The 13,441-nt window shown below is 48.7% G+C and carries 13 protein-coding genes; 6 read left to right on the forward strand and 7 right to left on the reverse strand.

From position 1 onward, the window contains the following. The first annotated feature begins 34 nt into the window (after window positions 1-34). Genes QZT80_RS21795 through QZT80_RS21805 form a run of 3 tightly spaced genes read left to right on the forward strand, consistent with a single transcriptional unit; the run spans window position 35 to window position 2,608 of the window. Window positions 35-1,195 (forward strand): DUF5000 domain-containing lipoprotein, encoded by a 1,161-nt coding sequence (locus QZT80_RS21795; RefSeq protein ID WP_295127210.1) that lies wholly within the window; start codon window positions 35-37, stop codon window positions 1,193-1,195. A 17-nt stretch (window positions 1,196-1,212) separates the two neighbouring features. Beyond that, the gene (locus tag QZT80_RS21800; RefSeq protein ID WP_295127212.1) at window positions 1,213-1,881 is read left to right on the forward strand and encodes a DUF4998 domain-containing protein; all 669 of its coding nucleotides are present in this window, start codon (window positions 1,213-1,215) and stop codon (window positions 1,879-1,881) included. Between the two features lie 13 nt (window positions 1,882-1,894). After that, window positions 1,895-2,608 (forward strand): SGNH/GDSL hydrolase family protein, encoded by a 714-nt coding sequence (locus tag QZT80_RS21805; protein ID WP_295127216.1) that lies wholly within the window; start codon window positions 1,895-1,897, stop codon window positions 2,606-2,608. Window positions 2,609-2,745: 137 nt separating this feature from the next. Here QZT80_RS21805 and thiL read toward each other — a convergent pair whose 3' ends face one another. Continuing rightward, on the reverse strand, window positions 2,746-3,774 hold the full coding sequence (gene thiL / locus QZT80_RS21810) for a thiamine-phosphate kinase (RefSeq protein WP_295127219.1): 1,029 nt from the start codon (window positions 3,772-3,774) through the stop codon (window positions 2,746-2,748). 78 nt (window positions 3,775-3,852) lie between these two features. After that, the gene (locus QZT80_RS21815) at window positions 3,853-4,623 is read right to left on the reverse strand and encodes an inositol monophosphatase family protein (protein WP_295127222.1); all 771 of its coding nucleotides are present in this window, start codon (window positions 4,621-4,623) and stop codon (window positions 3,853-3,855) included. A gap of 115 nt (window positions 4,624-4,738) precedes the next feature. Between QZT80_RS21815 and QZT80_RS21820 the strand changes: the two genes are divergently transcribed. Further along, complete coding sequence (locus QZT80_RS21820; RefSeq protein ID WP_295127224.1) at window positions 4,739-6,277, forward strand: GH3 auxin-responsive promoter family protein; 1,539 nt, start codon at window positions 4,739-4,741, stop codon at window positions 6,275-6,277. An 18-nt stretch (window positions 6,278-6,295) separates the two neighbouring features. Next, window positions 6,296-6,934, forward strand: a complete 639-nt coding sequence (locus QZT80_RS21825; RefSeq protein WP_295127227.1) for a LysE family transporter — start codon at window positions 6,296-6,298, stop codon at window positions 6,932-6,934. A 3-nt stretch (window positions 6,935-6,937) separates the two neighbouring features. Here the strand turns inward: QZT80_RS21825 and QZT80_RS21830 are convergent, their stop codons facing one another. Further along, window positions 6,938-7,243 carry a hypothetical protein gene (locus QZT80_RS21830; RefSeq protein WP_295127231.1) on the reverse strand — a complete coding sequence of 102 codons (306 nt, stop codon included), beginning with the start codon at window positions 7,241-7,243 and terminating at the stop codon, window positions 6,938-6,940. A gap of 463 nt (window positions 7,244-7,706) precedes the next feature. Here QZT80_RS21830 and QZT80_RS21835 point away from each other — a divergent pair, with 463 nt between their 5' ends. Next, window positions 7,707-7,889 carry a hypothetical protein gene (locus QZT80_RS21835; protein WP_295127234.1) on the forward strand — a complete coding sequence of 61 codons (183 nt, stop codon included), beginning with the start codon at window positions 7,707-7,709 and terminating at the stop codon, window positions 7,887-7,889. Window positions 7,890-8,049: 160 nt separating this feature from the next. On the opposite strand, the gene QZT80_RS21840 is transcribed toward QZT80_RS21835, so the two are convergent. From QZT80_RS21840 to QZT80_RS21855, 4 genes are all read right to left on the reverse strand, one after another. After that, complete coding sequence (locus QZT80_RS21840) at window positions 8,050-9,087, reverse strand: 2-oxoacid:ferredoxin oxidoreductase subunit beta (protein WP_295127236.1); 1,038 nt, start codon at window positions 9,085-9,087, stop codon at window positions 8,050-8,052. A gap of 174 nt (window positions 9,088-9,261) precedes the next feature. After that, window positions 9,262-9,609, reverse strand: a complete 348-nt coding sequence (locus tag QZT80_RS21845; protein WP_295127239.1) for a carboxymuconolactone decarboxylase family protein — start codon at window positions 9,607-9,609, stop codon at window positions 9,262-9,264. 94 nt (window positions 9,610-9,703) lie between these two features. Beyond that, window positions 9,704-11,434 (reverse strand): N-acetylmuramoyl-L-alanine amidase, encoded by a 1,731-nt coding sequence (locus tag QZT80_RS21850; RefSeq protein WP_295127242.1) that lies wholly within the window; start codon window positions 11,432-11,434, stop codon window positions 9,704-9,706. A gap of 142 nt (window positions 11,435-11,576) precedes the next feature. After that, window positions 11,577-13,370 (reverse strand): acyl-CoA dehydrogenase family protein, encoded by a 1,794-nt coding sequence (locus tag QZT80_RS21855; protein ID WP_295127244.1) that lies wholly within the window; start codon window positions 13,368-13,370, stop codon window positions 11,577-11,579. Between the last annotated feature and the right edge of the window lie 71 nt (window positions 13,371-13,441).

A 13,441-nucleotide genomic window follows, 5' to 3' on the forward strand; every position in this document is an offset into this window, starting at 1 on the left:
CAAGATGCGATCAAGATATTTTTTATTTCTCCTGATGGCTTTACTTTTTGCCTGTAAGGAAGAAACAATAGAGCCGCTTAACGAAGGCGGGAAAACGCCGCAGGTGGTAAGTGATGTAAAGGTCGAGAACCTGGCCGGTAAGGCTAAACTCACCTATTCACTTCCTAAAGATCCAAGCCTGTTTTATGTAAAGGCCGAGTATGAAATAAGAAAGGGTAAAAAGATGGAAGTAATAGCCACCTATTACAACAACACCCTTACACTCGAAGGCTTTGGCGATACAGAAGAAAGGGAAGTGAAACTCTATTCTGTAAGTCGTTCGGAAACAAGGTCGGCCCCGGTTACCGTAAAGGTAAAACCACTGGCCCCACCGGTAGTAAACGCTTTTACATCGCTTAATTTTTATGCGGACTTCGGCGGTATTTCTGTTGATTTTGTAAATGCCGATTCGGCAAATATCGTAGTGGGCATCTTAACGAAAGATAATGTAGGTGATATACTGGCTGCCGATATGTATTACACGTCGCAGAAAAAAGGCACCTTTTCTGTACGCGGCTTCAACGCCCAGCCACGTTTATTCGGTTTATATGTTCGCGACCGCTGGAGCAACCACTCCGATACGGTATGGAAGGAGATAACACCCATGTTCGAACAAAAACTGGATAAGAAACTGTTTAAACCGTTAAAGCTGCCTACCGACGCAAACCTGCATAGCAATATGGCGATGAGTAACCTCTGGAACGATGTGATAGTAGGTGGCTCCAGCAGCAACAGTTCCTGGCTCCGTACCGCAAATGGGTCTGGTGTGCCACACTGGTTTACTTTTGACCTGGGTGTTAATGCAAAACTGAGCCGCTTCCACTATGTACCCAGGGGCGCTATCGACGAGTTAAACCTGCTGTACGCTGCCGGTGATCCGTACCTGTTCGAAATATGGGGCAGTAACGAACCTGCAATAGATGGCAGCTTCAACGGGTGGACCAAACTCGCGGAATGCCAGAACGTGAAACCTTCGGGCCTGCCTATTGGTACCAACTCTAACGATGACATACTGGCCGCACAGGCAGGGCACGAATTTAAAATGCCGCTGGATGTTCCCGCTGTTCGTTACATCCGTATCAAAATGTTGCAAACATGGGGTAACTCGGATTATATGTGGATGGCGGAAGCTACGCTGTACGGAGAAGTTAAGTAAACTTAAAAACGTAAAAGATGAAATGGATAACATATATCGCTATACTACTGGTAACAGCTGTTGCCTGTAATAAAACGGATGAGGACTATCGGGATTTCGCCCCCGGAGGAGAGATAGTATATGCAGGCAAACCGGATTCACTGAAGGTGTTTCCTGGTAAAAAACGCATCCAGTTACGCTGGCTGCTTACCAGCGATGCTTCTATCACCACCAGCCGTATTTACTGGAACCGCGGAAGAGATTCCGCAGAGGTATTTATAAAACGCACCGCTGGTGTGGATACGGTAACCGTGATGCTCGACAATATGGCGGAAGGCCCTTACACCTTTACTGTATACAACTACAATAACCTGAAAAACCGATCTATCAAAACGGAAATAAACGGCGATGTATACGGCGCATTTTATGAAAGCACGTTACTGAACCGTTTACTGAAAACAAAAACGAAGGTGGGCACTACATTAAAATTGGACTGGCAGGATGCAGACCCCCGTGCAATAGGTGTGGAGCTGTTTTACAAAGACCTGGACGGGGCCGATAAAACATGGTATGTGCCGGTCGCGGAAAAAACGACGATACTGGATATTATCCCCTTGAATAATACCCTGGATTATCATACTTTGTATAAGCCACAGGCTGTCGCCATCGATACTTTCAGATCGGCTAAGGTCACTGTTAACTTTTAATTGTAAGATATCATTGCAACGCAGAAAATTCATATCCGCTTCATTCCTCGGCGCTGCGGCGCTCACCATTAAAGTGCCCGCATTTGCCGGTCATGCAGGCGCTGCAGAAGTAATTAACGCAGGCATCGGCGGTAACAATACCGCCGACCTGCTTAAACGTATGCAGAAAGACTGTCTTGATCATAAACCCTCGCTCACGGTGCTGATGTGCGGCACCAATGATATGAACAGCATGAAGTATATACCGCTGCAGCAGTATAAACAAAACATGGCACAGATCATTACGGCTGTTAAAAGCACGGGGAGCCAGGTGGTGGTCATGACCATCCTGCCTTTTATCGAAGAGTATTTGTTTACCCGGCACCCCCCGGCGCATTATGGTGATGATGGGCCTATGGGCCGCAGGGCGCAGGTGAACGAAACGATCAAAGCGTTGGCCGCTGAGCATAAAACCTACCTGCTCGACCTCGGCGCTATTTTCGACCGTATAGGCAACGTTGGTAAAAACAGCGACAGTCTTATTATGAACGAGGCTAACAGTCAAAAAACGGATGGCGTTCATCCCACCTCAACGGGTTACCGCTTTATTTCGCTGGCTGTATACGACTTCATCAAATACAATAAACTCAAAACAGGTAAGATCGTCTGTTTTGGAGATAGTATTACCAATGGTGGCGGCGGCAACGCCAGTTACCCGGCTCACCTTAAAAAGTTGCTGGAAGGGTAAGCTATTTATGCATAGAAAACTGAGTGTGAAAGTCCGTCACTGCTGTATGCAGTGGCGGATATTTTTTTAGGGCGATGACATAAATAAAATCGGCCGGGAGAGTATCCCGGCCGATATATTAAAAGCTTGTGTAGTTACTATTTAAACGCGTTCCATCCCTGCGCCGTAATCGGGTGCTGATTGCCGCCGCGGGTAATGATGTTCACGCCTTTTTCCATCTCCTGCATGTAACCAATTACACTGATCTCTTCGGACAGTGTCAGTTTATCATAGTCCTCCTGTTTGATCGTGAACAGCAGTTCGTAATCTTCGCCGCCACTTAATGCGCAGGCGGTTGGGTCTAAACCGAACTGCATGCCCATCATTTTAGCATCGCTGTGGATGGGCAGCTTTTCTTCGTACAGTACTGCGCCCAGCTGGCTTTGTTTGCAGATGTGCAGTATTTCCGAGCTGAGGCCGTCGCTTACGTCCATCATGGCGGTGGGCACCACTTCTTTTTCGGCCAGGTACTGGATAATATCCAGGCGGGCTTCTGGTTTAAGCTGGCGGCCAATAATATAAGTCTGGTTTTCGAGATCGGGCTGCACTTTTGGATTTTCGAGGAATATCTGCTTCTCTCTTTCCAGGATGGTGAGGCCCAGGTAGGCGCCGCCCAGGTCGCCGCTCACACATATAAGATCGCCTTTTTGTGCGGTAGATCGTTTTACGAACTTATCAGGAGCTACTTCGCCAACAGCCGTTACGCTGATGAAGAAACCTTTCTGTGACGAACTGGTGTCGCCGCCGATAAGATCTACTTTGTAACGCTCGCAGGCGGCATATACACCTTCATAAAATTCGTCCAGCGCTTCCAGGGAAAAGCGGTTGGAGAAGGCTATGCTAACGGTGATGTGTGTAGGAACAGCGTTCATGGCGCAGATGTCGGAGAGGTTTACCACCACTGACTTGTAACCCAGGTGTTTAAGCGGGGTGTACATCAGGTCAAAGTGGATATTTTCTACCAGCACATCCGTACTAATAACGGTTTGTTTGCCAAAGTGGTCGATCACGGCGGCATCGTCGCCCACACCCAGTACGGTGCTGGCGTTATGGATCTCGATATTACGGGTGAGATGGTCGATGAGGCCAAACTCGCCTAATGATTCTATTTCAGTTCTTTCTTCCATGATAAAATGGTTCAGTAACGGTGACGAATAACCAGGCCGCCATTGTTGCTGCGGCCGGCTGCGGTGTATACGATACGGTTACCCGTTGTTGATCACGTTTAATAGATCGGCGTGAATGTGACCATTGGTGGCCAGCACTTTACGCTGAAAAGGATTATAAGGATTACCCCCGAAGTCGGTAACCGTTCCTCCTGCTTCCTTCACGATCAGCGCTCCGGCGGCACTGTCCCAGGCGTTGAGGTTATGTTCCCAGAAACCATCGAACCTGCCTGCTGCTACCCAGCAAAGGTCGATGGCGGCAGAACCTAAGCGGCGTACGGGCAGGCCTTCCTTCACAAAGCGGGCGAACACCTGCATCGGGTCGTTAGGCATATCTTCCCAGTTATAAGGAAAACCGGTAACCAGGCAGGCCTTCGCCATATCGGTTTTCTTTGACACGGAAATTTTCTGGTCGTTTAACGTAGCGCCAAAACCTTTCTGGGCAAAGAAGAACTCGTTAATAATTGGATTGTAAACAGCGCCAAGTATCATTTCCCCATCCTGCTCCACACCTATGGATACGCAGCAAAGAGGGATGTTATGAGCGAAATTCACCGTTCCATCTATCGGGTCGATGATCCATTTGATAGTGGAATCTGTTTTCAGGTCGCCCGCCTCTTCGCTCAGGATGTAATGATCGGGGTAGTCTTCCCGGATAGCTGCAATGATGGCTTCTTCGGCTTTTTTATCGGCCTCTGTAACCAGGTCGTTGGTAGTACTTTTGCTGGAAATTTCGAACGTTCCGTTAAAATATTCCTTTAAAACTTTTGCACCGGCTTGTGTAGCTTTGAGTAACGTTGCTTTTAACATGCAGCAAAGGTAATGGGATTTTGGAAAATCCTGCCCGGGTCGTTTATACGAAAAGGCCATTGCCGGAGGGTATAAATGAACTATTTTTGCATTTCAAACATAAGAGGGAAAGTTAATGGCCATTATTGGTAATCTGATATCACGTTCACTTCGCATACGCAAGCAGTTCACATTCAAACTGGGTACCCCCCGCCAATACCAGATGCAGACACTGCACCGCCTGCTGGAGAAAGCTAAACATACACAGTTCGGGGAGCACTACCGCTACCAGGATATCCTGAACAGCCCTAACTGGGTTGCGCAGTATCGTAACCGCATCCCGGTGCACAACTATAATAAGATGCACGCCGAATGGTGGCATAAGTGCCTCGAAGGGGAAGCAAATGTAAGCTGGCCGGAAAAAGTGAAGTACTTCGCATTGAGTTCCGGTACCTCCGAGTCGGCGAGTAAACATATACCTGTTACCCGCGCGATGCTTAAAACGGTGAAAAAGGTAGGGGTAAAACAGCTATACTCGATGGCTAACTTCAACGTACCGCCTAAATCTTTCGAAAAAGGTATCCTCATGCTGGGCGGCACTACCTCCTTGTACGAGAAAGGCGATTACTACGAGGGCGATATGAGCGGCATCCAGGCAAAGAACATTCCTAAATGGTTCCGCCGTTTCTATAAACCAGGCGGTAATATCTCTAAAAAACCAAACTGGGAACAACGTATTAAGCTGATCGTGCGGAAAGCCCCGCAATGGGATGTAGGCACGGTGTGTGGTGTTCCTGCCTGGGTACAGATCGTACTGGAAGAAATTATCAAGTATCACAACGTAAAGAACATACACGAAATATGGCCTAACCTGGCTATCTATATCCATGGCGGCGTATCGTTCGAGCCATACCGCGATAGTTTCCAGAAGCTGCTGGGCAAACCCATCACCTTTATAGAAACTTACATGGCCTCCGAAGGTTCCTTCGGTTTCCAGGCCCGCCCTGGTGTAAAGGGAATCAAACTGGTGCTGAATGCCGGTATTTTCTACGAATTCGTTCCCTTCAACGAAGAAAACTTCGATGCCGACGGTGAGGTGAAACCGAACCCTAAGTCGTATATGGTGCATGAGGTGGTGGAAGACCAGGAGTACGCCGTAATGTTATCTACCTGCGCAGGCGCATGGCGTTATATTATTGGCGATGTGGTGAAATTCACTTCTGTGAAGGAACATGAGATCGTGATCGTAGGCCGTACCAAACAGTTCCTGAGCCTCTGCGGCGAGCATATGAGCGTGGATAATATGAACAAGGCTATCGATACGGTGCAGAAGAAGATGGGGATCACTATCCGTGAATTTACCGTGGCCGGCTTCAGTTACGAAAACCTGTTCGCCCACCGCTGGTACATCGGCACTGATGCAACAGATGCGGACGCGGCACAGATCAGGGAAATTATCGATCAAACGCTCAGTGAAGTAAATGACGATTACGCGGTGGAAAGAACTGCCGCGCTTAAAGAAATATTTGTGGAGGTAATGCCCAACGACGTATTCATCGACTACATGCGCCATAAAGGCAAAGAAGGTGCGATGAATAAATTCCCCCGTGTACTGAAAGGCGATAAGCTGAAAGACTGGGAGAAATTCGTAGCAGGGGTGAAACATAAAATGTAAAAGCGGCAGATTCTTCGCATGTATTCAGCCATAATAAAAGGATTGGCGCTTGGCGTTGTATTATCCGTATCCGTAGGACCGGTAATATTCGCCATTATCAAATACAGCCTAAACAATGGGTTTAAGGCTGGTATTAGCTTTGCGCTGGGCGTAAGTATGAGCGATATACTGTTCGTACTGGCCGGCAACATAGCCAGTTCTTTTATTTCAGGGATGGAACAGTATAACCGCAGCATCGGTTTCGGTGGCGGCGTCCTGCTTATTGGTATGGGACTTTACGGGCTGCTCTTCAAAAAGGTAAAAATCGTTACCGGCGACGAGCGCCCCGAAATGTTCCGTACCAGCGATTACGCTAAAATCTGGACCGCCGGCTTCCTGATGAATACCCTTAATCCCGGTGTTATCCTCTTCTGGCTCCCCGTAACCATCGCCAATATCGGCGAAACCTTCAGTCACCGCTTAGTCCTTTACGGCACCGCCCTCGGCATGGTGTTATCCTTCGATATCCTCAAAGTATTTATTGCCGATAAAATCAGGCACAAACTCACCCTCACCACCGTAGGATGGCTTAATCGTATTGCCGCCGTTTGTATGATTATTTTCGGACTGGTACTGTTCTTAAGGTCGGCGTTTAACATGGAGTTTGGAAGCCACTGATCCCTATTCTTCGTTTTTCAGTTCCTCGTAATACTCTTTCAGCATCGCCCCGTACAGGTTCTTGCCGTACGGCACCTTCAGGCGTACTCTTGCCGCTTCCCGCTGCGCAAGATCTGCATAACGCTCTTTTACCACCTGATTCGCGATCTTAAACGTGTACTCATTATCCAACTGCTTATCAGTACCTTTCTTTTCCCGCGCCCCGATCTTTTTACAGATCACCGCTTTGCCATTATAATTCTTGACTGTCAACTGGTTAGCGATCGTTCCTGATAACGCTAACAACATAACATTGGTAGAAATTGCCATAATCGAACATTCTTTAAGTAAACATGCCGGATCCTTGCAGGATCCTTTATGCGTATAACGTATATCTAAGGTTCATTGTTCGTTGATACTAGGTTTATTCTAGGTTATTAAGCCTAGGATGAACCTAGAATGAACCTAGGATGAGCCTAGGATGAACCTAGGATGAGGCAAGGATCCTGCAACTATCCTGCTTGGAGGGGCTTGTCCTGCTATAGGTTTACACCTGTTGTTAGGAAATACTGAATTTGGTTTACAAAGATCTTGATTGTCCTGAAGCCGGTTTACAGGTTTCAGGAATAGTCCTGTTTGAGGTTGACACCTCTTTTTGGAGGTGCTTTCCAGTGTTTTTTGAGTATTGGTCTTGTCCTGCTATAGGTTTACTACGGATACATTTGACATCGTTACAAGGAAATCCCGTTTTTGGGAGCAGCCTGCTACAAAACAGGTAAACCACCGTCAGAAGATGATGTTGAATAAACTGCTGGACGGTTTTCATGGTAAGCTTACCTCCTCAAAGTGGGCGGTGATCACTAAAACATCACAGGATACGGCTGTACGGGATATCCACGATTTGATAGAGCGCGGTTTGCTTGTGAAAGAAGAGGGAGGTGGAAGAAGTACAAGCTATAGATTGGTCGTGGAGTAGCCATCTGAAGCATTAAGTATGCCCCGGCGGTGTATATACCGCGCAGGCTGCATTGCCCAATGTTGTTCCCCCGCTGAAGTGTGCGACGCAACGGCGGCCCGATAGTACCACCACGGCCGGGTACCAAAAAAAAGACCGGCTAAGTAGCCGGTCTCTATAGTTATTTGATTGTCCATGTTTCGTTGCCCGCAAGCAGTTTGTCGAGATTACCGGGGCCGCGTTTGCTGAGCGCATCGTCCAACTGGGCCACCATGATATCTTCGTAGGTGGGGCGGAACGCCTGGTAAAATACGCCGAACGGACGCGGAAGGTGACCTTCAATACGCGGATCGTCGAACATGCGGGTGAGTATCTGGGCTTTGTAGAAATCGTGTTCATCGTGTATCCAGAGGTCGGCGGCGGTATGTACACCGTCGTTCAGGTCAACTACCACCGGGCGGAGGCCGTCCAGTTTAATGCCTTTATCCTTGGCTGCGCCGAAGATCAGGGGCTGGCCCTGCTCCACGAATACGGTTTCCATGGGTTTGCTGCTCTTCTCGGTAAATACCTCGAAAGCACCATCGTTAAAGATGTTACAGTTCTGGTAGATTTCCAGGAAGGAAGCGCCTTTGTGGGCATGGCTGCGTTTCAGCAACTCCTGCAGGTGTTTGGGATCGCGGTCCATACTGCGGGCAATAAAGGTGGCATCCGCACCCAGGGCCAGGGCCAGTGGGTTAAAAGGATGGTCGATGCTGCCGAAAGGAGTCGATTTGGTTACCTTATTAATCTCTGAAGTGGGTGAATACTGGCCTTTGGTCAAACCATAAATCTGGTTGTTGAACAACATGATATTGATATCGAAGTTGCGGCGCAGCAGGTGTATAGTGTGGTTACCACCGATCGAAAGGCTGTCGCCGTCGCCGGTTACCACCCAAACGCTCAGTTCAGGACGGGCAGCTTTCAGACCCGAGGCTATCGCGGTAGCGCGGCCGTGGATCGAGTGCATGCCGTAAGTATTCATATAATAAGGGAAACGGGAAGAACAACCGATTCCAGAAACGATTACAATATTCTCTTTAGGGATCCCCAGGCCTGGCATGATCGTTTGCACCTGTTTCAATATGGAATAGTCCCCGCAGCCCGGGCACCAGCGAACTTCCTGGTCCGTGGCGAAATCCTTGGCCGTTAACGGTTGCGGAGTAACAGTAGCTGTTGACATTTTATCGTGTTTATATATAGATTTGATACAAAGTTACGAATTCCCCCATCAACGCCTACGGCAGCCGGTGGATAACGGAACGCGCAACAAAAACCTGACATACAGGCAACAATTGAGATGGTCGTAACAAAATAAGAGGACAAATATAGTGATGCTGCTTATTATCGCAATACTTTAATTGGTGCCCTGTAATTCTTCCCAATACTCTGCCGCCCGCCTGGTGTGCGGAATAACGATCGTGCCGCCCACAATATTCGCCACGGCAAATATCTCGTACATCTCATCGGTCGTTACCCCTTCTTCGTGTGCTTTACCCAGGTGATACTTGATGCAATCGTCGCAACGTAATACCATCGAAGCCACTAAACCCAGCATTTCCTTCGTTTTTGTACTCAACGCGCCCTCTGCATAAGTATTCGTATCCAGGTTAAACAGGCGGTTGATCACTTTATTCTGCTTGCCGAGGATCACCTCGTTCATTTTCTCCCTATAGTCGTTAAACTCCTTTACCAACTCACTCATAAAAGATGATATTTCTCGCTTAAATTAAACAAAAACCGGTGTTTCGCCGGTAATGAGCAAATATACTATTAATCTACCAGTTTGGTAGGATAAATTACTTCACCGCCGCGGCCATAAAGTCCTTCAATCCCAGTACTATCCTGGCGGCCATCTGTTTCCTGAAGTCGGGGTCCAGCACCAGCATTTCGTCGGAAGGGTTACTCAGGAACAATGTTTCTACCAGTACGTTCGGGTATTCGGTAGGCACATTCAGCGCAAAGTTGAAGTTGCCCACGTTGCCGTATTCCTTTAAACCCAGCTCCAGCATCCGTTTATAGATGGCAGTGCTTAAGGGGCGGAACCCGATGTGTTTATAGAAGGTGCTGGTGCCCTGTACATCCAGCGGATTGCCTGCAGAATTCAGGTGAATGCTTACCAGCAGGTCGGGATCGCGTTCGCGGTTGTTGAGTATGCGGTAAGTATTGTCTACGTAGGAATCGGTCATACGGGTCATGATCACCTTCACGCCTTCATCTACGAGCTGGTTCTGTAATTCCCTGGCAATCAGTAAGGTTAGTTCTTTTTCGTACACACCGGTAGGGCCCATGGCACCCGGGTTACTGCCGCCGTGGCCGGCGTCCACTGTAATCGTTAGTCCGCGCAGGCTGGGCGTTGGAGGCTGGCGTTTTACGCGTACTACCAGGTTGGTACCGTTATAATAGATTTTGTATCCCCAGTGCTGCTGATGCACAAGGTCTATCGTTACCCTGAATATATCGTCCGACACCTGCTCGTAATAAGCGTTTTTGATCTCCTTTACATTTTGCAACTGTGTGATCCAGTTGGTGTTGGCCGTGGCGCCGAAAATATCGAGTACAATGCGGCCCGGATTGATTTGCTGTATACTGCGGTAAGGCAGTTTGGCAGCCAGGCCGATGCTCACATAGTCATATTTATCATCCCCCCAAACCCTCCAGGAGCTGGTAAGCGAAGAGGGCGGAAAGGTGCCTGCAGGCATAATAGCAGTTTGACCGGCGGGGATGTAAGCAGTCAGGTTCTTGGCCAGCTGTACCCGGTACTCGTTCCCGATTTTGCCGGATACATTCAGCAATACCGCCGTGTCCAATACCTGCATACGCGCGCCGCCCAGGCGATCGTCGCCAAGTCCGAACTCCAGGTACGGCATATCGCCTGTCGTTTTTATCACCAGCGGGCCGGAGGGTGCCATAGAGAAAATGGCATTCGTTACCCGGTTGGTTTCCTGGGCATCTTTCTTCAGTGTTACCCGTAAACCGGTGCCCGTAATCAGCGGGTCGTTGGGTTTTACGGTGTACGTGCCCTGGTAAATACCCGGTATGGGTGCCTGCGGCATTTCGTACAACAGGGTTTCGCCTACCCGGGCAACACCGCCGGGCATGGCTTTTACCCGGAAGCGGATGATGTCGCCAGGTTGTACCATCAGGTTGCCCTCCGGAAAGGTTTCAACGGAGGCAATGCTGAAGGTGGTTACCGGCTGCGGTTTTTCGGGCAGGGAATAAGTGAAACTGATATTTCTTTCTGCAGTTTTTCCGTCGGTGTTGATCGTTTTTAAGCGATAGGTGTTAGTGCCTTCGCGAAGATTTACCGGTAGGGCAAAGGCGCCGGTAGGGTACACCACTGCGGTACTGTCGTTAATGGTAAGCGTACATCCTTTGCAGGTGCTGCCTACCAGGAACTGGCGTGGAGCCGTAACAGCGTTATTGTCTTTGGACGGTTGGTTTAATCGTATAAATGTCCTGGTTTCCTGGGCGTTAACCTGGTTGGTAATAAGAGCCAGTAACAGCAGGCATCCTGTCGTTTTCATCATGAGTCTGTAATTCTGATGGTCTAAAAATAACCGTGAGCTGCGTGTTTTCCAATGGTTAATACTTGGGTGGCAACAAGTTATGAAAATAGCGAAGCGTTGCGTCTATAACACGCAACGCTTCTTTCATATTGTTGTTGACCAGTTAGAAGCTGTATTTATTATCTGCCAGCATTTTGCCGGCTATGCGGCGGCGGGCGTCTTTTGTGTTGAACGGTTCTGTTTTAGTGAAACGTTTGATACCCAGCAACATCATACGCTGCTCGTCACCTTCTGCAAATCCGTTAATGGCGTCTTTACCGGATTTATGAATGCGGTCGGCCGCATCGGTGATGTAGGTACGAACAATGTCGGTGTGCAGCGCCGTGGCAGCAGCACCTTTCTGTTCGTGCAGTTTAATGAGGCGGAGTAAAGCGCTTTCGGCTACAAATGTTTCGATGGCCATATCAGCAATGTTCATCAGTATTTCCTGTTCGCTTTCCAGTTTCATGGCCAGCTTTTGTGCGGCAGCACCTGCAGCCAGCAATATTGCTTTTTTGAAGCTGACAATCAGTTTCAGCTCTTTCGCAAACTCACCTTCGTCGTCGTTACCAAAATCAGGAATGCTCATCAGCTCCTTCATCACGTTCATGGCCGGCGTCATCAGGTCTATTTTGCCTTTCATGGCGCGTTTCAGCGTCATGTCGAGCGTAAGCAGGCGGTTAATCTCGTTCGTGCCTTCGAAAATACGGTTGATGCGGCTGTCGCGGTAAGCTTTGGATATTACGTACTCATCGCTGAAGCCGTTACCACCATGGATCTGTACACCTTCGTCCACCACATAGTCCAGCACCTCGGAACCGTTTACTTTCAGCATAGCGCATTCAACGGCGTATTCCTCAGCAGCACCGAGTAAGGCTTCGTTAAACGGTTTGCCTGCATTCAGCAGTTCATGTTCCTTTTGATCGATGAGTTGTGCGGTGCGGTACAGCGCCGATTCGCAGGCCCATGTACGTATCGCCATCTCGCCCAGCTTGTGTTTAATAGCGCCGAAGTTGGCGATCGGCTGTTTAAACTGCTCGCGTGTGGCAGCGTACTGTATGGAAATATCAATGCTCTTTTTAGTACCACCCAGTGCGGCGGCGCACAGTTTCAGGCGACCGATATTGAGGATGTTAAAGGCGATCAGGTGACCTTTACCGATTTCGCCCAGCACATTTTCCACGGGCACCTGTGCGTCCTGGAAATAGATCTGGCGGGTAGAGGAGCCTTTGATGCCCATTTTATGCTCTTCGGCACCCAGGGTAAAACCAGGTGTTCCCTTATCTACTATGAAACCGGTGAACTTGTCGCCGTCAATTTTCGCGAACACGGTAAATACATCGGCAAATCCGGAGTTGGTGATCCAGCATTTCTGGCCGTTAAGGATGTAGTGTTTACCGTCGGCGGATAGTTTAGCGGTGGTTTTGGCACTTAATGCGTCGGAACCGGAGTTGGGTTCGGTGAGGGCGTAAGCGCCTTTCATTTCACCACTGGCCAGTTTGGGAATATATTTTTGTTTCTGCGCATCGGTACCAAAGTACAGGATAGGCAGCGAGCCAATACCATTGTGTGCGGCCACGGCAACAGAGAAAGAGTGCCCGGAGCCCAGGGCTTCATTGATGAGCGTGGCTGTTATGAAATCTTTTCCCATACCGCCCAGGTCTTCGGGGAAGGCAGCACCCAGCAAACCCTGTTCGCCGGCTTTATCCAGCAGGGAGGGCATCAGGCCTTCTTCCAGTTTGTCGAGCCGGTCGAGCAGGGGCGTAACCTCTTTGCTTACAAACTGTTCGGCCATTTCTCTGATCATCTGTTGTTCTTCGGAAAAATCTTCGGGTATAAAGACGTCCTGTGGATTGCTTTCTTTTACGAGGAATTCTGCGCCTTTTAACGCTGTTTTGCTAGTTACCGCGGTATCCATCTTTCATAATTTTTGTCTTCTTCTAATTTACTTAGATTGTAGCAAATGGCAAAAGTTGTTTAAAATTGCGG

The sequence above is a fragment of the uncultured Chitinophaga sp. genome, from assembly GCF_902168175.1.
Taxonomy (GTDB): Bacteria; Bacteroidota; Bacteroidia; order Chitinophagales; family Chitinophagaceae; genus Chitinophaga.